This is a genomic window from Pseudomonas sp. JUb42 (genome assembly GCF_024807945.1).
Classification (GTDB): Bacteria; Pseudomonadota; Gammaproteobacteria; order Pseudomonadales; family Pseudomonadaceae; genus Aquipseudomonas.
On sequence record NZ_JANUFD010000001.1, the window covers coordinates 723290 to 748753 of the forward strand.

Here is a 25464-nt window from a genome sequence, read left to right on the forward strand (position 1 = left end):
ATTCAGCTAATGAATCACACCAGCGGCTTGTGCTCGTGGTGCTCTTCATGGGCTGGTTGCTGAACGACTTCTTCAGCAGGTTGCACGGTCTCTTCAACGGTCGGTGCAGCTTCTACCGCTTCAATGACCGGTGCAGCCTCGAACACCTGCGCCGGTTCTTCGGCAACCGGTGCGCTGGCGGCGGCAGCGGCGGCCTCTTCGGCTTCCTTCTGCAGACGCTCGGCTTCACGCTTGCGACGACGCACTTCACGAGGATCGTTCGGTGCACGGCCGTTGCTGCTGACCGGCAGGGCAGGCGCCTCAACAGCAACCGGCTCGGCAACCGCTTCCACGACTGGCGCAGGAGCTGGTTCGGCAGCGACTACCGGCTCAGCCACTGGCTCATGGATAGGCAGTTCGGCTGATTCGGTGACCACGACAGTGTCGGCAACCGGTGCTTCGACCGCTACTTCTGCAACGGGCGCAGGGGTTGGCGTGAACGGCTCAGGGGCGCTGAACAGTTCGGTCTGGGCGGCCGGGACTTCAACCGGTGCCGGTGCAGCTTCGACAAACGCCGGGACTTCTACGTCCGGGGCGCTTTCCAGCTTGAAGCTGTCATCGGCGGCCGGTGCTTCAACAGCTGGCACTTCGACAGTTGCTGCTTCATATGCCGGTGCTTCGACGACGGCTTCAGCGACAGGCGTCGATTCGGCAGGCGCTTCGACGACCGGTGTTTCAGCAGCTTCAGCCGCGACGGCTTCTACCGCAGCCGGGGCCGAGGTAGGCACGGCGGCGGTAGCGCGTTCGGCCTGGCGATGAGCTTCGGCTTCGGCCTGGGCGCTGATCACGCCTTCGACGGAAGCAGCGATGGCGCCGGTTGCAACAACGGCAGCTACAGCAGCAGTGCCTTCGTTTTCACCTTCACCTTCTTCGGAGCCTTCGATCACGTTGCCGTTGGCATCGCGTTGACGCTCACGACGGTTGCTGCGACGACGCTGGCCACGGGAGCGGCGGCGTGGACGGTCGCCTTCGGCGCCTTCCTGCTGGTCGTCCTGCAGGGCTTCTTCGTTCGGCAGCAGTTCTTCTTCGCTGACCGCCGCTACCGGCTGTTCTGCGCGTGGTTGACGCTCTTCACGCGGCGCACGTGGCTGACGCTCTTCACGCGGAGCACGCTCAGGACGCTCTTCACGTTGCAGGTTGACCGCCGGGGCGGTATCCAGCGGCTCGCGCAGTTCGCGAACCGGGCGCTCTTCACGACCTTCGCGACCTTCACGTGGCTTGCGCTCGCGTGGTGCACGCTCTTCCCGTGGAGCACGGGCCGGGCGTTCTTCACGCGGGGCGGAATCGTCACGCACTTCACGCGGTGCACGTTCTTCTCGTGGCGCGCGTTCTTCACGCGGTGCACGCTCTTCGCGAGGCGCGCGCTCGGTACGCTCTTCACGTGGAGCACGTTCTTCACGCGGCTTGCGCTCTTCGTCACGACGGTTGGTGCGGCCACGGCTCTGTTGACGACCGTTGCGGCGTTCTTCGTTGCGCGCAGGACGCTCGGCAGCCGGCTTCTCGACGACAACCGGTGCAGCCGCTGGCTCTTCCTTGGTCGCGAACAGGCTGACCAGGGATTTCACCAGGCCCTTGAACAGGCTTGGCTCATGGGCAACAACGGGTGCCGGTGCGACCGGTGCCGGGGCTTCCAGCGGAACGGGGGCGTTGGCGCGAGCCGGTGCAGTCTTGACCGCAGCTTCCTGGCGAACCAGGGTGCGGGTCGCGGCGGCTGGCTGAACTTCTTCCACTTCGGCAGCGGCAGCAGCGATTTCGTAGCTGGACTGGTTGTTGTGGGCTTCCGGGCTGTCATCACGCAGACGCTGGACTTCGAAATGCGGCGTTTCGAGGTGATCGTTCGGCAGGATGATGATGCGCGCGCGGGTGCGCAGTTCGATCTTGGTGATCGAGTTGCGTTTTTCGTTGAGCAGGAAAGCTGCAACCGGGATCGGCACCTGAGCGCGGACTTCGGCGGTGCGGTCTTTCAGGGCTTCTTCTTCGATCAGGCGCAGGATCGCCAGGGACAGCGATTCAACGTCACGGATGATGCCGGTGCCGTTGCAACGCGGGCAGACGATGCCGCTGCTCTCGCCCAGGGATGGACGCAGGCGCTGACGGGACATTTCCAGCAGGCCGAAGCGCGAGATGCGACCGACCTGGACGCGGGCACGGTCGGCTTCCAGGCTTTCGCGGACTTTTTCTTCCACGGCGCGCTGGTTCTTGGCCGGGGTCATGTCGATGAAGTCGATGACGATCAGGCCGCCGATGTCGCGCAGGCGCAACTGACGGGCGATTTCTTCAGCGGCTTCAAGGTTGGTCTGCAGGGCGGTTTCTTCGATGTCGCTGCCTTTGGTGGCGCGGGCCGAGTTGATGTCGATGGACACCAGGGCTTCGGTCGGATCGATGACAATGGAGCCGCCGGAGGGCAGTTCGACGACGCGCTGGAAGGCGGTCTCGATCTGGCTTTCGATCTGGAAACGGTTGAACAGCGGAACGCTGTCTTCGTACAGCTTGATCTTGCTGGCGTACTGCGGCATCACCTGGCGGATGAAGGTCAGGGCTTCTTCCTGGGCTTCAACGCTGTCGATCAGCACTTCGCCGATGTCCTGGCGCAGGTAGTCGCGGATGGCGCGGATGATGACGTTGCTTTCCTGGTAGATCAGGAAAGGCGCCGAACGATCCAGGGACGCTTCCTTGATGGCGGTCCAGAGTTGCAGCAGGTAGTCGAGGTCCCACTGCATTTCTTCGCTGCTGCGGCCCAGGCCGGCAGTGCGCACGATCAGGCCCATGTCGGCCGGAGCGATCAGGCCGTTGAGCGCTTCACGCAGTTCGTTGCGCTCTTCGCCTTCGATGCGGCGCGAGATGCCACCGGCACGCGGGTTGTTCGGCATCAGGACCAGGTAACGACCGGCCAGGCTGATGAAGGTGGTCAGGGCTGCGCCCTTGTTGCCACGTTCCTCTTTCTCGACCTGGACGATGACTTCCTGGCCTTCGCTCAGGACGTCCTTGATGTTGACGCGGCCTTCAGGGGCTTTCTTGAAGTACTCGCGGGAGATTTCCTTGAGGGGCAGAAAGCCGTGGCGCTCAGAGCCGAAATCGACAAAGGCAGCCTCAAGACTGGGTTCGATGCGAGTAATCCGGCCTTTGTAGATGTTGGCCTTCTTCTGCTCGCGTGCACCGGACTCGATGTCCAGGTCGTAGAGGCGCTGGCCGTCTACCAGTGCAACACGCAACTCTTCGGGTTGAGTTGCGTTAATCAGCATTCTTTTCATGTAGTACCGTCGGTTTCCGGGCTGCCGGAAACGGCGTTCGGCACACACGACTTCTCACGGTCGGTGTCAGGGCACGTCAAGAGTGGTTGGACACTCAAGTGTCTAGCGATGATCCCGGCCAACGGGGCCTGGGGGTCGCGACGACGTTTCCTGCTTGCTGTGGTGACGATTAGGACACCCTGTCAGCAAAAGCTTTGTCAGGAGGAGGAATCAATCATCGGTAGCGGACGAGATGAGGCGTCTATAACAAGCCTGGTGCTATACACAGTCCGATGGTTGTGCGTCTCTACCCTACACGTATCCCTGATAATTCGGGTGCTGCCGCGCGCAGAATCCGCAGCGGGTTGGCATTTACCGCAACCTTCCACTGGAAGGTCGCGCATCATGGCTTAAGGCGTTGTTTCCGAAACATTCGCTCGGAGCGTCTGAAAGCGACTGCACTTTGTGAACTGGCCTTGAATATTGAGCTCCGAAGGCGAGTAGCTACTCTGCGTTCGGGCCTGTTTCAGGCCTCATGTCACCTGCGCTTGTTACGTTTCCAGACCTTCCAGTGTGCAGCGAAAGCCACGTAGGACGGCCTCGCGTCCTTGTGAATTGCGTGGTCAGGGCCGGTGTCACACCGCTTGTCCGCTGTCCAGGCCGCTTTTGGCGGCGTTCGCGACTATAGCAGCAATCTTTAAGTGCTTCAAATCCATAAAAAATTGTTATGATTTGCACCATGACGAATATCACCCCTCCAACCCCCGGCGTCCAGCTGGTAGAGGTTGCGCCGGAATATGCCGGTCAACGCATCGACAACTTTCTTGTCACTTTTCTCAAAGGCGTGCCCAAGACCTTGATTTACCGCATTTTGCGCAAAGGCGAAGTGCGAGTGAACAAGGGGCGGATCAAGCCCGAGTACAAGTTGCAGGCGGGCGACATCATCCGTGTCCCGCCGGTACGTGTGCCTGAGCGCGACGAGCCGGTGCCGGTCGCCCAGGGGCTGTTGCAGCGCCTGGAAGCGGCGATTGTCTACGAAGACAAGGCCCTGATCGTGCTCAACAAACCGGCCGGCATCGCCGTGCACGGTGGCAGCGGCCTGAGTTTCGGGGTCATCGAAGCCTTCCGTCAGCTGCGCCCCGATGCCAAGGAGCTGGAGCTGGTGCATCGCCTGGACCGGGACACCTCGGGCCTGCTGATGATCGCCAAGAAGCGCAGCATGTTGCGCCACCTGCACGCCGCCCTGCGCGGCGATGGCGTCGACAAGCGCTACATGGCCCTGGTCCGTGGCAACTGGCCAACCGCCCAGAAACAGGTACGCGCGCCGCTGCTCAAGAGCAATCTGCGTTCCGGCGAGCGCATGGTCGAGGTTAACGAGGAGGGCAAGGAGGCCTTGACTCTGTTCAAGGTTCTGCGCCGCTTCGGCGATTTCGCCACCATGGTCGAGGCCAAGCCGGTCACCGGGCGTACCCACCAGATTCGCGTGCATACCCTGCATGCCGGGCACTGTATCGCCGGTGACACCAAGTACGGCGAAGAAGGCTTCTCCAAGGAAATTCGTGACTTGGGCGGCAAACGCCTGTTCCTGCACGCCTACATGCTGACTGTGCCGCTGCCCGATGGCGGCGAGCTGAAGCTGGAGGCGCCGGTCGATGAGATGTGGGCCAAGACTGTGGAGCGACTGCTGAGTGCGCCGTGACTATGATTTGTTGATTTTCGATTGGGACGGCACCTTGGCCGACTCCATCGGTCGTATCGTTCTGGCCATGCGTAGCGCGGCCCAAACCGGGGATATGCCGGTTCGAGATGATGCCTCGATCAAGGGCATCATCGGCCTGGGTCTGCCCGAGGCGATCGAAACCCTATATCCAGGTATCACTCCACGCGACCTGGTGGCTTTTCGCGAACGTTACGCCACTAGCTATATGACTATGGATGAGGTGCCTTCGCCGTTGTTCGACGGGGTTGCCGAATCCATTGAGGCGTTTCGTGCCGAGGGTTATCACCTGGCCGTCGCTACGGGTAAGGCGCGCCGGGGTCTGGATCGGGTGCTCAAGTCCAACGGCTGGCTCGATTATTTCGATGCGACCCGTGCCGCTGACGAGACCGCCAGCAAGCCGCACCCGTTGATGCTGCATGAAATTCTTGCGCATTGCCGCGTGACGCCTGAGCGGGCGTTGATGGTGGGTGATTCCTCCTTCGATCTGCAGATGGCGCGCAATGCCGGCATGGACTCCGTTGCCGTAGGTTACGGGGCGCAATCCCTGGACTCGCTGCGCGAATTCGGTCCGCGACTGGCCATCGATCATTTTAACGAGTTGCGCACCTGGCTGTCGGCGCGCAGCGCCTGAGTCTTTGTTGTTGGGGTGATTAAATGTCTGATGAGTGGAAAGCACCGCAAGGTGTTGATGAGAGTGCTGACAGCAAGGCCGACGCCAAGAGCTGGAAGCTGCTGGAAAAGACCCTGCTGGCCGGTATTCAGGAGCAGCGGCGTTCCCGGCGCTGGGGGATCTTCTTCAAGAGCCTGACCTTTCTCTATCTGATTGGCGCGCTGTTCATGTTCTCGCCGCTGATGGATGTTGAAAAGGGCGCCTCGCGCAAGGACAGCCATACCGCGCTGATCGAGATCAAGGGCATGATCGCCGACAACGAAATGGCCAGTGCCGACAATATCGTCGGCAGCCTGCGCGAGGCCTTCAAGGACGAGAAGACCAAGGGCATCATCCTGCGCATTAACAGCGGCGGCGGCAGCCCGGTGCAATCGGGTTACGTCTATGACGAAATTCGTCGCCTGCGTGCCGAGAAGCCGAATATCAAGGTTTACGCGGTGATCTCCGACCTCGGCGCTTCCGGGGCTTATTACATCGCCAGTGCCGCTGACCAGATCTATGCCGACAAAGCCAGCCTGGTCGGCTCCATCGGTGTGACGGCGGCGACCTTCGGCTTTGTCGGCACCATGGAGAAGCTGGGCGTCGATCGCCGGGTCTATACCTCGGGTGAGCACAAGGCCTTCCTTGATCCGTTCCAGCCGCCCAAGGCCGAGGAAACCCAATTCTGGCAGAGCGTGCTGGACACCACCCACAAGCAGTTCATTGCCAGCGTCAAGCAGGGTCGTGGCGACCGCCTCAAGGACAAGGATCACCCCGAGCTGTTCTCCGGGCTGGTCTGGACCGGCGAGCAGGCGTTGCCTCTGGGGTTGATCGATGGCCTGGGCAACACCAGTTCGGTGGCGCGTGATGTGATCGGCGAGAAAAAGATCGTCGACTACACCGTACAGGAATCGCCGTTCGACCGCTTTTCGAAGAAGCTGGGCGCCAGCGTGGCTGAGCAGATTGCCATGTGGGCAGGCTTCAATGGGCCGACCTTGCGCTGATCGAGGTTATGGTTGAATGAAAAGCCCGACCATTGGTCGGGTTTTTTATTGTTGGGCTGCCAGCGTGGTGAGGTCGTTGTGGGAGCGAATTCATTCGCGAAAGCGATATTCAAGGCGATGAGGATGTGGTGGATGTAGATGCCTCTTCGCGAATGAATTCGCTCACACATATAGAGTTCGATTCCCTGGAGTGTTCAGGGAATTGCGTAGCCTTCATTTATTAGCATATCGATCAGGCGGATCAGTGGCAGGCCGATCAGGCTGGTGGCGTCGCAGCCCTCGGTGCTGCGGAACAGGCTCACACCCAGACCTTCGGCCTTGAAGCTGCCTGCGCAGTCGTAAGGCTGTTCGGCGTGCAGGTAGCGCTCGATACCGGCCATGCTCAGTTCGCGCATGTGCACGGTAAAGGGCACGCAATCGGTCTGGCTCTGGCCGGTGCTGCTATTGAGCAGGGTCAGGCCGGTCAGGAAGGACACGCTGGCGCCGCTGGCCGCCGCCAGTTGTTCGCGGGCGCGCTCGAAGGTGTGGGGTTTGCCGAGGATCTGCTCGCCGAGCACGGCGACCTGGTCGGAGCCGATGATCAGGTGGTCGGGGAACGCTGCGGCCAGGGCCTGGGCTTTCTCCCGGGACAGGCGCTGGACGAGTTCGAGTGCGCTCTCGCCGGGGAGTCTGCTTTCATCTAGATCAGGCGACTGGCAGACGAATGGCAGGCCCAGGCGTTCGAGCAATTCACGGCGGTAGGGCGAGCTGGAAGCAAGGAGCAAAGGCAGCATGCGGATCTCCATTGAAGTGATGGCCGATTCTAATCGCAGACGCTGTGCGTTGCTGGCCGGAATTTCCTTTGACAGAGCAGGGGGGCATCCCTAGAATGCTGCGCCTATGTTGAATGACCCGATTCCACCTCACGTTGACCCGCGCAAATTAGCTGACCGTGGCACCAGCCTTCAAGGCGAAGTGTTACTGGCTGATTTGGAGAGACTCTGCGACCCGCTTTCCGATAATCTCGGTACGGTGCAGGCTAAATTCGTTTTTGAGCGTGACGAACGACGCGCTGTGGTTATCCACAGTGAAATCGACGCCTCGGTCAAGATGGTTTGCCAGCGTTGTCTTGAGCTGGTCACCCTGCCGATCCACAGCGAGTGCAGTTACGCTGTGGTGAAGGAGGGTGCGAATACCCAGTCGTTACCGAAAGGTTATGACGTGCTGGAACTGGGCGAAGATCCTTTGGATCTGCTGGCATTGATCGAGGAGGAGCTTTTGCTCGCCTTGCCCATTGTGCCTGCTCATCATCCGGAAGAATGCCAGCAGCCGGCGGGTCTCGATGAGCCCGAACCGAGCGTGGACGAGGTAACGCGGTCCAACCCGTTCAGTGTATTGGCGCAGTTAAAGCGTGACCCAAACGTTTAGGAGTTAATCAATTATGGCTGTTCAGCAGAACAAAAAATCCCGCTCTGCGCGTGACATGCGTCGTTCGCACGACGCTCTCGAGGCAAGCACTCTGTCGGTAGAAAAGACCACTGGTGAAGTTCACCTGCGTCACCACGTATCGCCAGAAGGCGTATACCGTGGTCGTAAAGTGATCGACAAGGGCGCTGACGAGTAATTTCTTGTCCGCTCCGATCATCGCGATCGACGCAATGGGCGGGGACTTCGGTCCCCGCAACATTGTTCAGGCCACTATTGCGTGCCTGTCTGCAAGCCCCTCGCTTCACCTGACCCTCGTCGGTCAATCCCTGATCCTTGAAGACCTTATTGCCCGCCATCCTGGTGTGGATCGCTCGCGCCTGCGTGTTGTCAATGCCAGCGAAGTCGTGACCATGGACGATCGCCCGGCCCAGGTTCTGCGCGGCAAGCCAGACTCGTCGATGCGGGTAGCCCTGGGATTGGTCGCCGGTGGCCAGGCCCAGGCCTGTGTCAGTGCCGGCAATACCGGTGCGCTGATGGTGTTGTCGCGTTTTCTGCTCAAGACCCTGCCGGGCATCGACCGCCCGGCGATGGTTGCGGCCATTCCCACCCAGCGCGGCTATTGTCAGTTGCTGGACTTGGGGGCGAATGTCGATTGCAGCGCGGAAAACCTCTATCAGTTCGCGGTCATGGGCTCGGTTACCGCCGAAGCGCTGGGCGTGCCCCGGCCGCGGGTGGCGCTGCTCAATGTCGGCACCGAGGACATCAAGGGCAATCAGCAGGTCAAGCAGGCCGCCGGTCTGCTTCAGGCCGCTGCCGGGCTGAACTACATCGGCTTCATCGAAGGCGACGGCTTGTACCGGGGTGAGGCGGATGTGGTGGTGTGCGATGGCTTTGTCGGCAATATCCTGCTCAAGTCCAGCGAAGGCCTGGCGACCATGATCGCCGGGCGAATTGACGCCATGTTCCGGCAGAATCTGTTGTCCCGCGCCGTTGGCGTGCTTGCGCTGCCGTTGTTGCGCCGCCTGCGTGCCGACCTGGCCCCGGCCCGGCATAACGGCGCAAGCCTGTTGGGCTTGCAGGGTATCGTGGTCAAGAGTCATGGCTCGGCGGGCGTGCAGGGCTTCCAGAGTGCGATCCAGCGTGCGTTGATCGAAATCCAGGAAGATCTGCCGCGACGTCTGCACGGGCGTCTTGATGGGGTGTTGTAGCCCGTATTTGCGGGCGTGGGGCTAAAATGTGACGCTGCTGACCGGCCAGTCATCCAACTGGGCAGTCACGCAAACTAGAATTCTTGCGTCCGGCCGAGCCGGGCGTTCATTTCGACGACCAATCATTCAGGGGCTTGTTACATGTCTGCATCCCTCGCATTCGTCTTTCCGGGTCAAGGATCGCAGTCCCTCGGCATGCTTGCCGAGCTGGGCGCCCAATACCCGTCGATCATCGATACCTTCAAAGAGGCGTCCGACGCCCTCGGCTACGACCTCTGGGCGCTGACCCAGCAAGGTCCGGAAGAACAGCTCAACCAGACCGACAAGACTCAGCCGGCCATTCTCACCGCGTCCATCGCGCTGTGGCGTCTGTGGCTGGCCGAGGGCGGCGCGCGTCCGGCCTACGTTGCCGGGCACAGCCTGGGCGAATACAGCGCCCTGGTCGCGGCGGGCAGCCTGACACTGGCTGACGCGGTCAAACTGGTCGAACGCCGTGGCCAGTTGATGCAGGAGGCCGTTCCGGCCGGGCAGGGCGGCATGGCCGCGATTCTCGGTCTGGACGACGCTGTGGTCATTGCAGCCTGCGCCGAAGCGGCCCAGGGCGATGTGGTCAGCGCGGTCAACTTCAACTCCCCAGGCCAGGTGGTGATCGCCGGGCAAGCCGCCGCTGTCGAGCGCGCCATGGAGCTGTGCAAGGCCAAGGGCGCCAAGCGTGCTCTGCCGCTGCCCGTCAGTGTGCCGTCCCATTGCGAGCTGATGCGTCCGGCCGCCGAGCGTTTCGCCGAAGCTGTCAACGCGATTGACTGGCAGGCGCCGCAGATTCCTCTGGTGCAGAACGTCAGCGCCGCGATTGCTGGCGATCTGGACACCCTCAAGAGTGATCTGCTGCAACAGCTGTACAAGCCCGTGCGTTGGGTCGAGTCCGTGCAGTGCCTGGCGGTCAATGGCGCGACCCAACTGGTCGAATGCGGTCCCGGCAAAGTGCTGGCCGGTCTCAACAAGCGTTGCGCCGATGGCGTGGCGACTTTCAACCTCAATACCCCAGACGCCGTTGCCGCCACCCGCGCGGCACTGGCCTGATTAGGAGAAGCCTGCATGAGCCTGCAAGGTAAAGTTGCATTGGTTACCGGCGCCAGCCGTGGTATCGGTCAAGCCATCGCCCTGGAACTGGGTCGCAATGGTGCCGTGGTCGTTGGTACAGCCACCTCTGAAGCCGGTGCTGAGCGCATCAGCGCCACCTTCAAGGAAAACGGCATCGAAGGCTTCGGCCTGATGCTGGACGTGTGTGACGCGGCCTCTGTGGACGCCACTCTGTCGACTATTCAGGAGCGCGTCGGCGTACCGCTGATTCTGGTCAATAATGCCGGTATCACCCGCGATAACCTGATGATGCGCATGAAGGACGACGAATGGCATGACGTCGTCAACACCAACCTGAACAGTCTGTTCCGCCTGTCCAAGGGCGTTTTGCGTGGCATGACCAAGGCGCGCTGGGGGCGGATCATCAGTATCGGCTCCGTGGTAGGTGCCATGGGCAATGCAGGCCAAGTAAACTACGCAGCCGCCAAGGCCGGTCTGGAAGGTTTCAGTCGTGCACTGGCTCGTGAAGTGGGTTCGCGTGCCGTTACCGTGAACTCTGTAACACCAGGTTTCATCGATACCGACATGACTCGTGAGCTGCCAGAGGCCCAGCGCGAAGCCCTGTTGACCCAGATTCCACTGGGTCGCCTGGGTCAGGCGCAGGAGATCGCCAACGTCGTCGCTTTTCTCGCTTCCGAGGGTGCAGGCTACGTGACCGGGGCTACAATCCCAGTCAATGGCGGGATGTACATGAGCTGAATGTGACTGCTCGGGGCAAAAAAATGTCATACGAGCTGTCGGAAAATCCGTTATAAAGCTGCAATCTTTTAATAGGCGGCAGGCCGGTGGAGTCGAAGGCCGAAGCGTTTTGCTTGAAAAGCGTAAAACGTCTTCTATACACTTACCCACCGGCCAGCCGCCTGAATTTGTCCACTAGGAGTTTAAATACGGTATGAGCACCATCGAAGAGCGCGTCAAGAAAATCGTTGCCGAGCAACTTGGCGTCAAGGCTGAAGAAGTCACCAACACTGCTTCTTTCGTTGAAGACCTGGGTGCTGACTCCCTCGATACCGTTGAGCTGGTAATGGCTCTGGAAGAGGAATTCGAGACTGAAATCCCTGACGAGGAAGCCGAGAAGATCACCACCGTTCAAGCCGCTATCGATTACGTTACTGCCCACCAGGCGTAATAGTTTGTAATCGTTGCTTGCTGTCGTGGAAAAACCGCACTGCCTTCACCGGCGTGCGGTTTTTTCTTTAAAAACGATGCTTCGTGTCGTCAATAAGAGAAAAGGAGAGTCCTGTGTCGCGTAGACGTGTCGTGGTCACCGGTATGGGTATGCTGACGCCGTTGGGTACGGATGTGCCAAGCACATGGCAAGGCATTCTGGCTGGCCGCAGTGGCATTGGCCTGATCGAGCACACAGACCTTTCGGCTTACAGCACCCGTTTTGGCGGTTCGATCAAAGGTTTCAACGTTGAAGAGTATCTGGCGCCCAAAGAGGCCCGCCGGCTCGACCTCTTCATCCAGTACGGCCTGGCCGCAAGCTTTCAGGCGGTGCGCAACGCCGGTCTGGAAGTCACCGATGAGAACCGTGACCGCATTGGCGTTGCCATGGGTTCGGGGATCGGTGGCCTGACCAACATCGAAAACAGCAGCCGTACGCTGCACGAGCAAGGGCCAGGACGCATTTCGCCGTTCTTCGTGCCGGGCTCGATCATCAACATGATTTCCGGTTTCCTGTCGATCCACCTGGGTGTACAGGGACCAAACTACGCCATCGCAACGGCCTGCACGACAGGCACGCATTGCATTGGCATGGCTGCACGCAATATCGCCTACGGCGAAGCCGACGTGATGATTGCCGGTGGTGCCGAAATGGCCGCCTGTGGTCTGGGCATGGGTGGCTTCGGGGCTTCCCGTGCGCTGTCGACCCGCAACGACGATCCGGCCCGCGCCAGCCGTCCGTGGGACAAGGGCCGTGATGGCTTCGTCCTGTCCGACGGTGCCGGTGCCCTGGTTCTCGAAGAACTGGAGCACGCCAAGGCCCGCGGCGCGACCATCTATGCCGAGTTGATCGGTTTCGGCATGAGCGGCGACGCGTACCACATGACCTCGCCGCCGGAAGATGGCGCCGGTGCTGCACGCTGCATCACCAACGCCATGCGCGATGCCAAGCTCAACCTTGATCAGGTGCAGTACATCAACGCCCACGGTACTTCGACCCCGGCCGGTGATCTGGCTGAAGCGTCGGCGATCAAGTCGGTGTTCGGCGATCACGCTTACAAGCTGGCGGTGAGTTCGACCAAGTCCATGACCGGTCACCTGCTCGGCGCTGCCGGTGCGGTAGAGGCCATCATCAGCATCCTGGCGATCAACGATCAGGTGGCGCCGCCGACCATCAACCTGGATGAGCCGGATGAAGGCTGCGACCTGGACTTCGTGCCGCACGAAGCGCGCAGGATGCCGATCGATGTGGTCATCTCCAACTCCTTCGGTTTTGGCGGGACCAACGGTTCCCTGGTGTTCCGCCGGTTCGCCGAGTGATGTCGAGCTGGATCGACGGTCGTCCTGCCGACGCCTTGTCGGTCAAGGATCGCGGCCTGGCCTATGGCGATGGTCTGTTCGAGACCATCGCCGTCAGATCGGGGTGGCCATCGCTGTTCGAGCGCCATCTGCAGCGTCTCGAACTGGGCTGCCAGCGTCTGGGCATGGCCTTTGATCGCGAGCAGGTCGTTGACGAGTCTTCGCGCTTTGCCGGGCAATTGGGCGAAGGCGTGATGAAGCTGATCCTCACCCGTGGCGATGGCCAGCGCGGTTATGCGCCACCAGCCGACGCACAGCCGTGCCGAATCCTGCAGGGCAGCCCGACGCCAACCTACCCGCCTGCTCACGCTGAAGATGGCGTCCGCCTGTTTGCCTGTCGCACCCGTCTGGCCCAGCAGCCGCTGCTGGCCGGGCTCAAGCACCTGAATCGCCTGGAACAGGTGCTGGCCCGTGGCGAATGGCAGGACGGCGAGCATGCCGAAGGCCTGATGTGCGACACCGACGACCGGGTGATCGAAGCGGTCTACAGCAACCTGTTCCTGGTGCGTGAAGGTCGCCTGCTCACCGCTGATCTGAGCCGCTGCGGCGTGGCAGGGGTGATGCGCGCCGAACTGCTTGATCAGGCCGACAAACTCGGGGTCGTTACGGACATCCGCGACCTGGCGTTGTCTGAGCTGGCATCGGCCGACGAAGTGTTTGTGTGCAACAGCGTCTATGGCATCTGGCCGGTGATTGGTCATGAGCGGCTGAGCTGGCCGGTCGGTCCGCTCACTCGTAAACTACAGGGCATTGCTCGTGCACTTCTGGATATCTGATTTGTGATCCGAAAATTTTTGGTGTTGCTGGAAATTGCCCTGGTCGTCGTCGGCCTGGGCGTGGGCCTGTCTGTGTGGCAGGTCAATCAGGCACTGCATCAACCCTTGAAAGTGACTGAAGAACAATTGCTCGACGTGCCCGCCGGTTCGACCCCGAGCGGCGTGCTCAATCGCATGGAAGCCGATGGCGTCATCAAGGATGCCTTCTGGCTGCGCCTGTACTGGCGCTTCAACCTGGCCGGGCAGTCGTTCCATACCGGTGAATACCGCATGACGCCGGGCATGGATATCGATGCCTTGCTTGGCTTGTGGAAGCGCGGCGAAGTGGTGCAGTACAGCCTGACTCTGGTTGAAGGCTGGAATTTCCGCCAGGTGCGTGCGGCGTTGGCCAAACAGCCCAAGCTCGGGCAGACCCTGGTCGGTTTGAGTGACCGCGAGCTGATGACCAGACTCGGTCATCCGGGCGTGTTCCCTGAAGGGCGGTTCTTCCCCGATACCTACCGTTACGTGCGTGGCGTCAGCGATGCCGAGTTGCTCAAGCGCGCCTTCACTCGCCTCGACGATGTGTTGGACGAGGAATGGAACAAGCGCGCCGCCGATGTGCCTTATGTTGATCCGTATCAGGCCCTGACCATGGCCTCGTTGATCGAGAAGGAAACCGGCGTGCCCCAGGAGCGCGGCAAGATTGCCGGGGTCTTCGTGCGTCGTCTGCAACTGAACATGCTGCTGCAGACCGACCCGACGGTGATCTACGGTCTGGGCGAGCGCTATAACGGTAAGCTGACCAAAGCCTTGCTCAAGGAAGCCACGCCCTACAACACCTATATGAATGCCGGCCTGCCGCCGACGCCGATTGCCATGGTCGGGCGCGAGGCGATTCATGCTGCGCTGAACCCGGCGCCGGGCAATAGCCTGTATTTTGTCGCCCGTGGCGATGGCAGCCATGTGTTCTCCGCTGATCTGGATGCCCACAACGCGGCGGTTCGCGAGTTCCAGCTTAAGCGCCGCGCCGATTATCGTTCCAGCCCGGCACCGATTTCCGCGCCGGCCACCGATGCGCCTGCACCGGTCGCCGACCCTGCACCCGCCAGCGCGCCTGTGCCGCCTGTTGATCCTGTCATGCCGGTACAACCGAGCGAGGCCAGCCCGCAATGAATTTGACCAAGGATTGCCTGTGACCGGCCTGTTCATCACCCTCGAAGGCCCGGAAGGGGCCGGTAAAAGCACCAATCGTGAGTACCTGGCGGCGCAACTGCGTACCCAGGGCATCGACGTGGTCTTGACCCGCGAGCCCGGCGGCACGCCCCTGGCCGAGCGCATTCGCGAACTGCTCCTGGCGCCCAGCGACGAAGCCATGAGCGCTGATACCGAGCTGCTGCTGGTGTTCGCCGCCCGTGCCCAGCATCTGGCCGAAGTGATCAAGCCGGCCCTGGCCCGTGGCGCCGTGGTGCTGTGTGATCGTTTTACCGACGCTACCTACGCCTATCAGGGCGGCGGTCGCGGTTTGTCTTTCGAGCGCATTGCTGCGTTGGAGAACTTCGTACAGGGCGATCTGCGTCCGCACCTGACGCTGGTTTTCGATCTGCCGGTGGAAGTGGGCCTGGCCCGGGCCAGTGCCCGTGGTCGCCTGGACCGTTTCGAGCAGGAAGGCCGGGCGTTCTTCGATGCCGTGCGCAGCACTTATCTGCAGCGCGCCGCCGCCGAGCCTGGGCGCTACCGCCTGGTAGACGCGGCATTGTCGTTGCCTGAAGTACAGCAATCTCTCGACAGCCTGCTGCCCGACCTGCTGGAGCTTTACCGTGGCTGAAGCCTACCCCTGGCAGGATTCGCTGTGGCAGCAGATGGCCGGTCGTGCCCAGCATGCCCACGCCTACCTGCTGCACGGGCCTGCCGGGATCGGCAAGCGGGCACTGGCCGAGCGCCTGATGGCCCGGCTGCTGTGCCAGAGGCCGGTCGGCCTGGATGCCTGTGGCCAGTGCAAATCATGCATGTTGTTGGCAGCGGGCAGCCACCCGGACAACTATGTGCTGGAGCCGGAAGAAGCGGACAAGGGCATCAAGGTCGATCAGGTCCGTGATCTGGTCAGCTTCATCGTGCAGACCGCGCAGTTGGGCGGGCGCAAGGTGGTACTGGTCGAGCCGGTGGAGGCGATGAATATCAACGCCGCCAACGCCTTGCTGAAAAGCCTGGAAGAGCCATCCGGTAATACTGTTCTGCTATTGGTCAGCCATCAGCCCAGCCGTTTGTTGCCGACGGTGAAGAGCCGTTGCGTGCAGCAGGCCTGCCCGCTGCCCAGCGAAGAGATGAGCCTGCGTTGGTTGGAGCAGGCGCTGCCGGAGTGTGCGCTGGAGGAGCGTCTCGAACTGCTGGCGCTGGCTGCCGGTTCGCCATTAATGGCGGTCAGCCTGCATGCCCAAGGTGTTCGTGAACAGCGTGCTTTGGTGGTAGAGGGGGTGAAGAAACTGATCAAGCAGCAGCAATCGCCCACACAGCTCGCCGAAAGTGCCTGGAAGGATATTCCACTGTTGCTGCTGTTCGACTGGTTCTGCGACTGGTCGCACCTGATCCTGCGCTACCAATTGACTCAGGATGAAGAGGGGCTTGGTTTGTCGGACATGCGCAAGGTGGTGCAATACCTGGCGCAGAAATCGTCGCAGGACAAGGTGCTGGCAATGCAGGATTGGGTGCTGGCTCAGCGCCAGAAAGTCATGTCCAAGGCCAACCTTAATCGCGTCCTGTTGCTCGAGGCATTGCTGGTGCAGTGGGCAGGGCTGCCCGGACAAGGGTAGACTCACCGTCATTCGGAACACCTAAAGGAGATGTAATGAGCCTGCCGCTGAATTCCGGTCCACGTAACGGTATTTTGTCCCTGACCATCAAGGACAAATCCGTGCTCTACGCGGCGTATATGCCCTTTATCAAGAACGGCGGGCTGTTTATCCCCACCAGCAAAAGCTACAAGCTCGGCGACGAAGTCTTCATGCTGCTCAACCTGATGGACGAGCCGGAAAAGATTCCGGTAGCCGGCAAGGTCACCTGGATTACTCCGCGCGGTGCCCAGGGTAACCGCGCCGCCGGTGTCGGCGTGCAGTTCAACGACGGCGACAATACCGCCCGGACCATGATCGAAACCTACCTGGCCGGCGCCCTCAAGTCCGACCGTCCCACCCATACGATGTAGTTGCCATTGCTCCCATGCTTGTAGATTCCCATTGTCACCTCGACCGCCTTGACCTCGCCCAGCACGCAGGTTCTCTCGACACTGCCCTGGAGGCCGCCCGGGCCAGGGGTGTCGGACATTTCCTGTGCATAGGTGTCAGTGCCGATAATGCCGCTGCGGTTCGCGCATTGGCCGATCGCTATGACGATGTGGACTGTTCGGTAGGGATTCATCCGCTGGACGTGCAGCCCCAGGGCGCTCCGGCCCTGGACTGGCTGTTGCGTGAGCTGGATCACCCGCGAGTAGTGGCCATCGGTGAGACCGGTCTGGATTATCACTACGAGCCGGAAGCGGCCGAAGTCCAGCAGCAATCCTTCCGTCTGCATCTGCAAGCGGCGAATATCACCGGCAAACCGGTCATCGTGCATACCCGTGGCGCCCGTGCCGACACGCTGGAGCTGTTGCGTGAAGCGGCCTTGCCTCAGGGTGGCGTGCTGCACTGTTTCACCGAAGACTGGGACATGGCCCGGGCGGCCCTGGACCTGGGCTTTTATATTTCCCTGTCGGGTATCGTCACCTTCCGCAATGCTGATGCGCTGCGCGATGTCGCCCGCCAGGTGCCTGCCGATCGCCTGCTGGTGGAAACCGATTCCCCTTATCTGGCGCCGATTCCCTATCGCGGCAAGCCGAATCTGCCGCAGTACGTGCGCGAAGTCGCCGAGTTCCTGGCGATGTTGCGCGGCGAAAGTTACGAGGCCTTTGCCGAGCAGACCACGGAAAACTTCCGTCGTCTGTTCCCCCTGGCCAGGGTCAGCGCCTCTCGCTAAATCGCAGGCAAAAAAAACCCGGGTTCTGGGGGGTGAATCCGGGTTAAGACCATTAGGAGTAAAACAAAGGTACGCTATCCATTGGCACCTTTACTGGCACGTCATTTGGGGGATATGCCGCGCCAACGCTGTAAGTATTGGTCAGTATTGGCGGGCGTCCAGTGCCGGGTTGTACGTTTTTTAAACAGATTTGGAATAGCCGGACGGCAATTGTGTGCCGGTTGCTGTGGTTGAGTTGACTCGGCACATCGCAAACCCGATGCACCTGCCTGAATTGAAATGAGATTCTGTTGTGGGACCGGCTTTCGCCGGGAAACCGCCTTCCCGGCTAAAGCCGGTCCCACAGATCACACATACCCAACGTTAAACACCATTACAGGAAGGCTGCCGCGATTCCTGCCAACACCTCGCACAAATCCGCAGAATGACGGGATATGGTCGGATGATCCGTGCAATTTGCCGCAAGTTAGGCATAATACCCGGCTTCGATTTTGACCCCGACAGACCTCCTTATGCAGAAAGAACCTCGCAAGGTCCGTGAGTTTCGTCGCCGCGAGCAGGAAATTCTCGACACCGCACTCAAGCTGTTTCTCGACCAGGGTGAAGACAGTGTCACCGTCGAGATGATTGCGGATGCCGTGGGTATCGGCAAAGGCACCATCTACAAGCACTTCAAGTCCAAGGCGGAGATCTATCTGCGCCTGATGCTCGACTACGAGCGTGATTTGAATGAGTTGCTGCTGTCTGCCGATGTCGACAAGGACCGCGAATCGCTGTCCCGCGCCTACTTCGAGTTCCGCATGCGCGATCCGCAGCGTTATCGCCTGTTCGACCGGCTGGAAGAAAAGGTGGTCAAGGGCAATCAGGTGCCGGAGATGGTCGGCGAACTGCACAAGATCCGCGCCTCGAACTTCGAACATCTGACCCTGCTGATCAAGGGCCGCATCACCGAAGGCAAGCTCGAAGACGTCCCGCCCTATTTCCACTACTGCGCAGCCTGGGCCCTGGTCCATGGTGCAGTGGCGCTGTATCACTCGCCGTTCTGGAGTAACGTGCTGGAAGATCAGGAGGGTTTCTTCCAGTTCCTCATGGATATCGGCGTGCGCATGGGCAACAAGCGCAAGCGTGACCCTGAGGCGATTACCGACGCGGGCCCAACTGCCAGCGACAGTTGACGCATTCGCCGACGTGATGGCGCTCGCAAAACGATGCGGGGCGCCATCTGCGAGGAATATACTCGGGCTTTCCTCGCTTCGGAGTCGACCATGATCGTCGATCGCCAGGGCCGACGCTTTCGCAATCTGCGAGTCAGCCTGACGTCAGCCTGTAACTACGCCTGTACCTACTGCGTGCCCGACGGCAAGCGGCTGGTTGCTGCCCAGGATGAACTCTCGGCAGATGCGTTGGCGCGTGGTGTGGCGTACCTGATCGAAGCGGCCGGCATAGAGCGCTTGCGCATTACCGGCGGCGAGCCCTTGGTCAGCCCACGCCTGGAGTCCTTCATGACTCAGGTCGGCGGTCTCGGACTGGCGGATATCAGCTTGACCACCAATGGTCAGTTACTGGCGCGTAAGCTGCCAATCCTGCTGGCTGCCGGTATCCGCCGGTTGAATGTTTCCCTCGATACTCTTGATCCCGATGCTTTCCGCCGTATCGCCCGGGGCGGCGACCTGGCCACTGTCCTTGACGGCATGGAGCAGGCGCGGGCCGCAGGCCTGAAGATCAAGGTCAATATGGTGCCGCTGCGCGGGCAGAACCTGGATCAGGTCATGCCGTTGCTCGATTACTGCCTGGAGCGCGGCTACGAGCTGCGTTTTATCGAGCTGATGCGCATGGGCCATCTGGCCAGCGATTCCAATGCCTTCCTGCAACAGTTCGTCAGCCTGCAACAACTGCTGGCGCTGATCGGCGAGCGCTATGAATACCTGCAGGCCCAGGCGCCCATTGATGCAACTGCGGTGCGTTACCAGATTCCGGGCCAGGGCTTTTTCGGCGTGATCGCCAACGAAAGCGTGCCGTTTTGCCGGACCTGCTCACGCCTGCGCCTGTCTTCCACGGGCTGGCTGCACGGTTGCCTGTCCTCCAGCAATCGACACTACGTCGGCGATTTGCTCGACAAGCCGCGGCATCAGGCCTTGCCTGCCTTGCAGCGGCTATTGGTCAAGGCCCTGGGGGACAAGCAGGACGTGGCGTTCTCCGGCGGGGCGACGGTAATGAAGATCATCGGCGGCTGATCATCTGCTGTTACAAGCGTGATACAGCATTCTGCGCAGAGATGGCGCGGAAGCTGCATTAGCAGGCTATTCGCCGGTTTTCCGTCACCGGTACTTGGAGGGGATAATGCGTAGCCTGGTTTTAGTGCTGGCGCTTTTGGCGTTGAGTGGTTGCATGAGTGTCAGCGACATGGCCGAAGGCACCCGCGATCAGTTCAGTGATGCAGGGTTGCTCGATCACAGCGATACCCATCGCATCAATAACCTGCGCCTGCAGCCGGACTCCTTTATTTATATCGCCCAGGGCAATTTCGTGCCCAAAGGCGTCAACTATCCACGCCCCAACGTGATTGCCGAAGAGGCCTTCGACGGCTTTGTCGAGTATTTCCCGATGGTTCGCCGCGCTCCTGGACCCATGGGCCTGGAAGAAGCGATGACCCAGGCGCGGGCGGCCGGTGCACATTATCTGTTGTACACCCGCTTCGCCAAATCCGATGACCGCATCGGCAATTTTGACGAATGGTCCGACCAGGAAGCCCTGGATCGCCTGGGTATCGACAGTGGCGTGATCCAGTTGATGGTGATCGAGACCGGCACCCGCTATCTGATCGACAGCGCCCGCATCCATGCCCGTGGCGGATTGCTGACGTTGCACAACACTGCGCCCGAGGATTTGCTTATTCCGCCATTGGAGGATTACGCTCGAATGTTGCTGGGTATGAGTAAATAATCCCAGAAGGATCTCATAAAATGTGGGACCGGCTTTAGCCGGGAATACGTCTTCCCGGCTAAAGCCGGTCCCACAGAAAGGCGTTGTGCTATTCAATCTGATAGGAGTCAGGCATGACTGGTCCGGGCAAGGCCAACGATCTGTTCGCACAAATTCCCAAGTCCAAAGGGCTGCCGCCCGTGCATTTGTGGAACCCGGAATTCTGCGGCGATATCGATATGCGTATCGCCCGCGACGGCACCTGGTACTACCTGGGCACGCCGATCGGCCGCAAACCCATGGTGCGGCTGTTCTCCACCATCATGCGTCGCGATGACGATGACTATTTCCTCATTACTCCCGTAGAAAAAGTCCGTATTCGGGTCGACGACGCGCCTTTCGTGGCCGTCAGCCTCGAGGTGGAAGGGCAGGGTGAGCAGCAAATATTGCGCTTTACCACCAATGTCGAGGACCTGACCGAAGCGGGCCCTGAGCACCGCCTGCGCGTCGTCACTGACCTCCAGACCCAGGAACCGGCACCCTATATTCATGTGCGCGCCAATCTTGAGGCGCTTATTCATCGCAACGTGTTCTATCAGTTGGTCGAGCTGGCGGTCTCCCGGGAAATCGACGGGCAGCGCTGGCTGGGTGTCTGGAGTCATGGCGATTTTTTCCCCATCGGGCTTGAACCCTGATGAGTCCGCGGCAGGCCAGCAAAGCCAAGCCTCGATTGCCTGCCTGTGATGTGGCGAGTAAAGTGCCGCTCCCTGTTTTTCCTGAGGTTTTTGCATGAGTCAGTCCTTTGATATCGCCGTGATCGGCGCCACCGGTACTGTCGGCGAAAACATCGTCCAGATTCTTGAAGAGCGTGACTTCCCGGTTGGCCAGTTGCATTTACTGGCCAGTATCGAGTCCGCCGGACAATCCGTGCCGTATCGCGGCAAGAATGTGCGGGTGCGTGAGGTCAACGAGTTCGATTTCAGTAAGGTCGCCCTGGCGTTCTTCGCAGCAGGCCCGGCGATCAGCCTCAGCTACGTTGAACGTGCGATGGCGGCGGGGTGTGCAGTCATCGATTTGTCGGGCGCTTTGCCGGTGGCTCAGGCGCCGAATCTGGTGCCGGAAGTGAACGCCGAACGCCTGTCGACCATGAGCAAACCCGCGCAGGTTGCCAGCCCCAGCGCGTCGGCGATTGCGGTGGCCATGGCGTTGGCTCCGCTGCGTGGCCTGTTGGATATCCAGCACATCAGCGTCACGGCGTGCCTGGCAGTATCGAGCCAGGGGCGCGAAGGGGTGTCGGAACTGGCCCGGCAAACTACCGAATTGTTGAATGTCCGTCCCCTTGAACCGCGTTTCTTTGATCGGCAAATGGCCTTTAACCTGCTGGCTCAAGTGGGCACGCCGGACGAGCAGGGTCATGTGCCGCTGGAAAAACGTCTGGTTGCGGAGTTGCGCGAGTTGCTCGCACTGCCTTTACTGAAGGTTTCTGTGTCCTGCATTCAGGCCCCGGTATTTTTTGGCGACAGCTTTACTGTCGCGGTTCAGTCGGCGGTCGCCGTTGACCTGCCTGCAGTGAACGCCGCGCTTGAGGCCGCACCGGGAATCGAGCTGGTGGATGCGGGGGATTATCCGACGGCAGTGGGTGATGCAGTGGGTCAGGACGTGGTCTATGTGGGGCGCGTTCGGGCGGGTATTGATGACGCTGCGCAACTTAATTTGTGGCTTGCGTCTGATAATGTTCGCAAAGGTGCCGCTCTAAACGCTGTGCAGCTCGCCGAATTGTTGATAAAAGGCTATGTGTAAAAGATACTTGGCAACAATTTGTAGAATCATTCTAGCTTGACACCCACTAGCAGGATTTACCTCCTCGGCTGCCGGGGAATTTTTGAACAAGGGATGGGCTATGGTTCAGGTTCGTAAACTGGTATTAGCAATCGCCGCGGCTTCAGCGCTGTCATCAGGTATGGCGCACGCGCTGGGGCTCGGGGAATTGTCGGTCAAGTCGACCCTGAATCAGCCGCTGGTGGCTGAAATTGAGCTTAAAGACGCCGGTGGCCTCAGTGCCGGACAGGTGGTGCCGAGTCTGGCGACCACGGCCGATTTCGCTCAGGCGGGCATTGCCCGGCAGGCATTTCTCAATGACCTGACGTTCACTCCGGTGATCAACGCCAATGGCAAGAGTGTGCTGCGCATTACCTCTTCCCGCGCGGTGCGTGAGCCCTATGTGAAATTCCTCGTGCAGGTGCTGTGGCCCAACGGCCGCTTGCTGCGCGAATACAGCCTGCTGCTCGATCCACCAAAATTCTCGCCTGAGGCTGCCGCCGCTGCTGCAGCCACGGCACAATTGCCTGCGACCGCGCCGACTCCGGCGCCTGCTCCGGCCCCGGTTGCACTGCCGCCTGCCGAACCTGTAGCGCCAGCCGCCGGCACTAATCCGCCTGCACCGGCTGCAAAACCTGCGGCTGATGCCAAGGGCACCACTCAATACACCACCGGCAATAACGACACCCTCTGGCAGATTGCCGAGAAAGTGCGTAACGGCGGTTCGGTCCAACAGACCATGCTGGCCATCCAGGCGCTGAACCCGGATGCCTTCATTGCGGGCAACATCAACCGCCTGAAGAAAGGGCAGGTGTTGCGTCTGCCGACGCCGGAACAGGCTGCAGCCATGCCGCAGCCCAAGGCGGTTACCGAAGTTGCGCAACAGAATCGCGCCTGGCGTGAAGGCCGTCGTGCGCCGGCTGCCGGTGCCCGTCAGGTCGATGCGACCCGTCGCGAGAAGGCCGGTGCCGCGCCATCCAAGGTCGAGCCCAAGGACAACCTGAGCTTGGTATCGGCCAACGCCAAGCCTGCCAAGGGCGGTAAAGGCGTTGTCGGCGACAAGGACATTGGCAACAAACTGGCAGTGGCCCAGGAAAGTCTGGATACCGCCCGTCGCGACAACGCCGAATTGAAAAGCCGCATGACCGACCTGCAAAGCCAGGTCGACAAGCTGCAACGCCTGATTCAGCTGAAAAACGATCAACTGGCCAAGATGCAGGCTCCGGAAGCCGCCCCGGCGACTCCGGCAGCAACACCTGCGGTTCCAGCCACTATCGTTCCGGCCAACGCCGCCAAGCCTGCTGAAACCCCGGCGCAGCCAGCGGCTGCGGCTGGTGATGCTGCCCAGGTCAGCGCACCGGAACCCGACAAGTCGCTGCTGGTAGAGCCGGTCGCGCCGCCACCGGAAACCATGGAAAGCTCGCTGAACAAGCTGCTGGCCAATCCGGTGATGATGGGTCTGATCGGTGGCGGCGCGGTTCTGTTGTTGCTGCTGCTGGCGTTGTTCCTGATCCGTCGCCGCAAGGCCAGGGAAGAAGCGGACAAACACAAACGCATGGCCCGTGCCTTGGCTGAGGAGTCGGATTTCGTTTCCGATATGGACATGGAGCTGCCTCAGGCCAGCTTTGACGGCCTCGATGTGCCGCCGCCAAGCGTCAAAATGGCACCATCCGCCGCCGCTGCGCCAGCCCGTGAAGTTCCGGCTGATGCACTGGTTCAGGCCGAGATTCATATCGCCTACGGCCGCATGAACCAGGCAGTCGAGCTGCTTGAGGAAGCGATCAAGGAGGATCCAGATCGCACCGACGTCCGTATGAAACTGATGGAAATCTACGCCGAGCAAGGCAACACCAAGGCGTTTGCGGCCCACGAACGGAAAATGGTGGCCGCGGGAAAGAATCACGCTGAGGTCGAGCAGCTAAAGAGTCGTTACCCGACCATGAACACAGTTGCAGCAACAGCCGCCGTAGCGGCTGCCAGCGTGACTGCTGCGGCCATTGCCGCAGAACTGGATGCCAAGTACGTCGAAGAACTGTTGCAGGACGATCCCGAGCCCGAGCCGCCGGTGGTCGCCGCTCCTGTGGTTGCTGCGCCTGAGCCGGAACCCGAGCCGGTGGCAGACGACGCTTTTGACGCCCTGGATGACAATGAATTTGACCTGAGCCTGGACGGACTCGATGACGAGCCAACCCAGACACCGGTCGATCTCAGCCTTGATGATCTGCTGGCGGACGAACCGTCGGCGCCTGCTGCTGCCGAGCCAAGCTTCGAATCGCTGTTGCAACAACAGACCGAAGCCAAGGCTGAAGCGGACGCCATGGATGATCTGTCCGATTTCGATCTGGATCTTGGCGAAGACGCGCCTGAGCTGAAAGCCGAAGATGATTTCGTGCTGGATGACGACGCGCTGGACCTGGGCATCGTCGACGCCGAAGAGCCGGAAATTCACGATCTGCAACTGCCTGATGACTTCGATCTGTCGCTATCAGACGATCTTGAAACCGCCCAGGCGACCGAGGCTTTTGCTTCCGAGATCGATGATGTCAACGCCGAGCTGGATCGTCTTTCGGCGAACCTGGAACATCCGCCGATCGCCAAACCGTTTGAGGCGCCAAGCTTCACCGCCGATGACGCAATGTCGATGGATGATGAGCCAGACTTCGACTTCCTGTCGGGCACTGATGAAGCAGCGACCAAACTCGACCTGGCCCGTGCCTACATCGAGATGGAAGACAGCGACGGCGCCCGGGATATCCTCGATGAGGTGGTTGCCGAGGGTAACGCCACTCAAAAGGCCGAAGCCCAGGAAATGCTGGCGCGGTTGGCCTGATATAGCGAGTGTCTCATGCAGGAGCGGCTTTAGCCGGGAGGGTGTTCTCGCGGCTAAAGCCGCCCCTGCGCAGAATATTCAAGAGAAACGGCCGCCGATGCGGCCGTTTCTGTTTGTGTCCTGATCGGCCTGCGCATGGCGTCTTTTCTCGGCGGCCTTATAATGGCCGACTTTTCGATCTTCCACAGGCTGTGATTTCTTGGCGAAC

General features: G+C 60.6%; 24 protein-coding genes. 22 read left to right on the plus strand and 2 right to left on the minus strand.

The genetic code is table 11. The features are described 5' to 3' along the window. Window positions 1-14 precede the first annotated feature (14 nt). Window positions 15-3290, minus strand: a complete 3276-nt coding sequence (gene rne, locus M2401_RS03415; RefSeq protein ID WP_409033867.1) for a ribonuclease E — start codon at window positions 3288-3290, stop codon at window positions 15-17. A 718-nt stretch (window positions 3291-4008) separates the two neighbouring features. Here rne and rluC point away from each other — a divergent pair. Genes rluC through M2401_RS03430 form a run of 3 tightly spaced genes read left to right on the plus strand, consistent with a single transcriptional unit; the run spans window position 4009 to window position 6642 of the window. Then, a complete protein-coding gene (gene rluC, locus M2401_RS03420) occupies window positions 4009-4968 on the plus strand; it encodes a 23S rRNA pseudouridine(955/2504/2580) synthase RluC (RefSeq protein WP_259099582.1) in 960 nt (319 codons plus the stop codon). After that, window positions 4958-5620 (plus strand): HAD-IA family hydrolase, encoded by a 663-nt coding sequence (locus tag M2401_RS03425; protein WP_259099585.1) that lies wholly within the window; start codon window positions 4958-4960, stop codon window positions 5618-5620. The genes rluC and M2401_RS03425 overlap by 11 nt, the downstream gene beginning before the upstream one ends. A gap of 23 nt (window positions 5621-5643) precedes the next feature. Further along, window positions 5644-6642 carry a S49 family peptidase gene (locus M2401_RS03430; RefSeq protein WP_259099587.1) on the plus strand — a complete coding sequence of 333 codons (999 nt, stop codon included), beginning with the start codon at window positions 5644-5646 and terminating at the stop codon, window positions 6640-6642. A gap of 194 nt (window positions 6643-6836) precedes the next feature. Here the strand turns inward: M2401_RS03430 and M2401_RS03435 are convergent, their stop codons facing one another. Beyond that, a complete protein-coding gene (locus M2401_RS03435; RefSeq protein WP_259099589.1) occupies window positions 6837-7415 on the minus strand; it encodes a nucleoside triphosphate pyrophosphatase in 579 nt (192 codons plus the stop codon). A gap of 106 nt (window positions 7416-7521) precedes the next feature. On the opposite strand from M2401_RS03435, the gene M2401_RS03440 reads away from it, so the two are divergent. From M2401_RS03440 to M2401_RS03530, 19 genes are all read left to right on the plus strand, one after another. Continuing rightward, the gene (locus M2401_RS03440) at window positions 7522-8049 is read left to right on the plus strand and encodes a YceD family protein (RefSeq protein WP_259099592.1); all 528 of its coding nucleotides are present in this window, start codon (window positions 7522-7524) and stop codon (window positions 8047-8049) included. A gap of 13 nt (window positions 8050-8062) precedes the next feature. Beyond that, window positions 8063-8245, plus strand: coding sequence for a 50S ribosomal protein L32 (rpmF, locus tag M2401_RS03445; protein ID WP_003179396.1), 183 nt, complete (start codon window positions 8063-8065; stop codon window positions 8243-8245). A gap of 4 nt (window positions 8246-8249) precedes the next feature. Beyond that, window positions 8250-9257, plus strand: a complete 1008-nt coding sequence (gene plsX / locus M2401_RS03450; RefSeq protein ID WP_259099714.1) for a phosphate acyltransferase PlsX — start codon at window positions 8250-8252, stop codon at window positions 9255-9257. A 141-nt stretch (window positions 9258-9398) separates the two neighbouring features. Next, entirely contained in the window at window positions 9399-10337 is a 939-nt protein-coding gene (gene fabD / locus M2401_RS03455; RefSeq protein ID WP_259099717.1) for an ACP S-malonyltransferase, read from the plus strand. 15 nt (window positions 10338-10352) lie between these two features. Then, entirely contained in the window at window positions 10353-11096 is a 744-nt protein-coding gene (gene fabG, locus M2401_RS03460) for a 3-oxoacyl-ACP reductase FabG (protein WP_259099721.1), read from the plus strand. 193 nt (window positions 11097-11289) lie between these two features. Further along, window positions 11290-11526: an acyl carrier protein gene (gene acpP, locus M2401_RS03465; RefSeq protein WP_081567453.1), complete on the plus strand. Its 237-nt coding sequence runs from the start codon at window positions 11290-11292 to the stop codon at window positions 11524-11526. A 113-nt stretch (window positions 11527-11639) separates the two neighbouring features. Further along, window positions 11640-12884 carry a beta-ketoacyl-ACP synthase II gene (fabF, locus tag M2401_RS03470; protein WP_259099725.1) on the plus strand — a complete coding sequence of 415 codons (1245 nt, stop codon included), beginning with the start codon at window positions 11640-11642 and terminating at the stop codon, window positions 12882-12884. After that, window positions 12884-13699, plus strand: a complete 816-nt coding sequence (gene pabC / locus M2401_RS03475) for an aminodeoxychorismate lyase (RefSeq protein WP_259099727.1) — start codon at window positions 12884-12886, stop codon at window positions 13697-13699. The genes fabF and pabC overlap by 1 nt, the downstream gene beginning before the upstream one ends. A 3-nt stretch (window positions 13700-13702) precedes the next feature. Beyond that, the gene (mltG, locus tag M2401_RS03480; RefSeq protein ID WP_259099729.1) at window positions 13703-14854 is read left to right on the plus strand and encodes an endolytic transglycosylase MltG; all 1152 of its coding nucleotides are present in this window, start codon (window positions 13703-13705) and stop codon (window positions 14852-14854) included. Window positions 14855-14873: 19 nt separating this feature from the next. Beyond that, the gene (gene tmk, locus M2401_RS03485; RefSeq protein ID WP_259099731.1) at window positions 14874-15506 is read left to right on the plus strand and encodes a dTMP kinase; all 633 of its coding nucleotides are present in this window, start codon (window positions 14874-14876) and stop codon (window positions 15504-15506) included. After that, a complete protein-coding gene (locus tag M2401_RS03490; protein ID WP_259099733.1) occupies window positions 15499-16488 on the plus strand; it encodes a DNA polymerase III subunit delta' in 990 nt (329 codons plus the stop codon). The genes tmk and M2401_RS03490 overlap by 8 nt, the downstream gene beginning before the upstream one ends. 35 nt (window positions 16489-16523) lie before the next feature. Then, the gene (locus tag M2401_RS03495; RefSeq protein ID WP_259099735.1) at window positions 16524-16880 is read left to right on the plus strand and encodes a PilZ domain-containing protein; all 357 of its coding nucleotides are present in this window, start codon (window positions 16524-16526) and stop codon (window positions 16878-16880) included. 14 nt (window positions 16881-16894) lie between these two features. Next, window positions 16895-17686, plus strand: coding sequence for a TatD family hydrolase (locus M2401_RS03500; RefSeq protein WP_259099737.1), 792 nt, complete (start codon window positions 16895-16897; stop codon window positions 17684-17686). Between the two features lie 512 nt (window positions 17687-18198). Next, window positions 18199-18861 carry a TetR/AcrR family transcriptional regulator gene (locus M2401_RS03505; RefSeq protein ID WP_259099739.1) on the plus strand — a complete coding sequence of 221 codons (663 nt, stop codon included), beginning with the start codon at window positions 18199-18201 and terminating at the stop codon, window positions 18859-18861. A gap of 90 nt (window positions 18862-18951) precedes the next feature. Next, on the plus strand, window positions 18952-19920 hold the full coding sequence (locus M2401_RS03510) for a GTP 3',8-cyclase MoaA (RefSeq protein WP_259099741.1): 969 nt from the start codon (window positions 18952-18954) through the stop codon (window positions 19918-19920). A 106-nt stretch (window positions 19921-20026) separates the two neighbouring features. Next, window positions 20027-20629: a DUF4823 domain-containing protein gene (locus M2401_RS03515; RefSeq protein ID WP_259099743.1), complete on the plus strand. Its 603-nt coding sequence runs from the start codon at window positions 20027-20029 to the stop codon at window positions 20627-20629. Window positions 20630-20742: 113 nt separating this feature from the next. Further along, window positions 20743-21303 carry a DUF1285 domain-containing protein gene (locus M2401_RS03520; RefSeq protein ID WP_259099745.1) on the plus strand — a complete coding sequence of 187 codons (561 nt, stop codon included), beginning with the start codon at window positions 20743-20745 and terminating at the stop codon, window positions 21301-21303. Between the two features lie 94 nt (window positions 21304-21397). Beyond that, entirely contained in the window at window positions 21398-22408 is a 1011-nt protein-coding gene (locus M2401_RS03525; protein WP_259099747.1) for an aspartate-semialdehyde dehydrogenase, read from the plus strand. Window positions 22409-22508: 100 nt separating this feature from the next. Then, window positions 22509-25256 carry a FimV/HubP family polar landmark protein gene (locus tag M2401_RS03530; RefSeq protein WP_259099748.1) on the plus strand — a complete coding sequence of 916 codons (2748 nt, stop codon included), beginning with the start codon at window positions 22509-22511 and terminating at the stop codon, window positions 25254-25256. The last annotated feature ends 208 nt before the right edge of the window (window positions 25257-25464 follow it).

Bases quoted from the DNA above. Each gene is read 5' to 3' on its own strand.
- rne (WP_409033867.1), bottom strand. From the start codon at position 3,290: ATGAAAAGAATGCTGATTAACGCAACTCAACCCGAAGAGTTGCGTGTT.
- M2401_RS03430 (WP_259099587.1), top strand. From the start codon at position 5,644: ATGTCTGATGAGTGGAAAGCACCGCAAGGTGTTGATGAGAGTGCTGAC.
- M2401_RS03505 (WP_259099739.1), top strand. From the start codon at position 18,199: ATGCAGAAAGAACCTCGCAAGGTCCGTGAGTTTCGTCGCCGCGAGCAG.
- M2401_RS03495 (WP_259099735.1), top strand. From the start codon at position 16,524: ATGAGCCTGCCGCTGAATTCCGGTCCACGTAACGGTATTTTGTCCCTG.
- fabG (WP_259099721.1), top strand. From the start codon at position 10,353: ATGAGCCTGCAAGGTAAAGTTGCATTGGTTACCGGCGCCAGCCGTGGT.
- M2401_RS03530 (WP_259099748.1), top strand. From the start codon at position 22,509: ATGGTTCAGGTTCGTAAACTGGTATTAGCAATCGCCGCGGCTTCAGCG.
- rluC (WP_259099582.1), top strand. From the start codon at position 4,009: ATGACGAATATCACCCCTCCAACCCCCGGCGTCCAGCTGGTAGAGGTT.
- acpP (WP_081567453.1), top strand. From the start codon at position 11,290: ATGAGCACCATCGAAGAGCGCGTCAAGAAAATCGTTGCCGAGCAACTT.
- M2401_RS03510 (WP_259099741.1), top strand. From the start codon at position 18,952: ATGATCGTCGATCGCCAGGGCCGACGCTTTCGCAATCTGCGAGTCAGC.
- M2401_RS03440 (WP_259099592.1), top strand. From the start codon at position 7,522: ATGTTGAATGACCCGATTCCACCTCACGTTGACCCGCGCAAATTAGCT.
- pabC (WP_259099727.1), top strand. From the start codon at position 12,884: ATGTCGAGCTGGATCGACGGTCGTCCTGCCGACGCCTTGTCGGTCAAG.
- M2401_RS03500 (WP_259099737.1), top strand. From the start codon at position 16,895: ATGCTTGTAGATTCCCATTGTCACCTCGACCGCCTTGACCTCGCCCAG.
- rpmF (WP_003179396.1), top strand. From the start codon at position 8,063: ATGGCTGTTCAGCAGAACAAAAAATCCCGCTCTGCGCGTGACATGCGT.
- M2401_RS03435 (WP_259099589.1), bottom strand. From the start codon at position 7,415: ATGCTGCCTTTGCTCCTTGCTTCCAGCTCGCCCTACCGCCGTGAATTG.
- M2401_RS03515 (WP_259099743.1), top strand. From the start codon at position 20,027: ATGCGTAGCCTGGTTTTAGTGCTGGCGCTTTTGGCGTTGAGTGGTTGC.
- M2401_RS03525 (WP_259099747.1), top strand. From the start codon at position 21,398: ATGAGTCAGTCCTTTGATATCGCCGTGATCGGCGCCACCGGTACTGTC.
- M2401_RS03520 (WP_259099745.1), top strand. From the start codon at position 20,743: ATGACTGGTCCGGGCAAGGCCAACGATCTGTTCGCACAAATTCCCAAG.
- fabD (WP_259099717.1), top strand. From the start codon at position 9,399: ATGTCTGCATCCCTCGCATTCGTCTTTCCGGGTCAAGGATCGCAGTCC.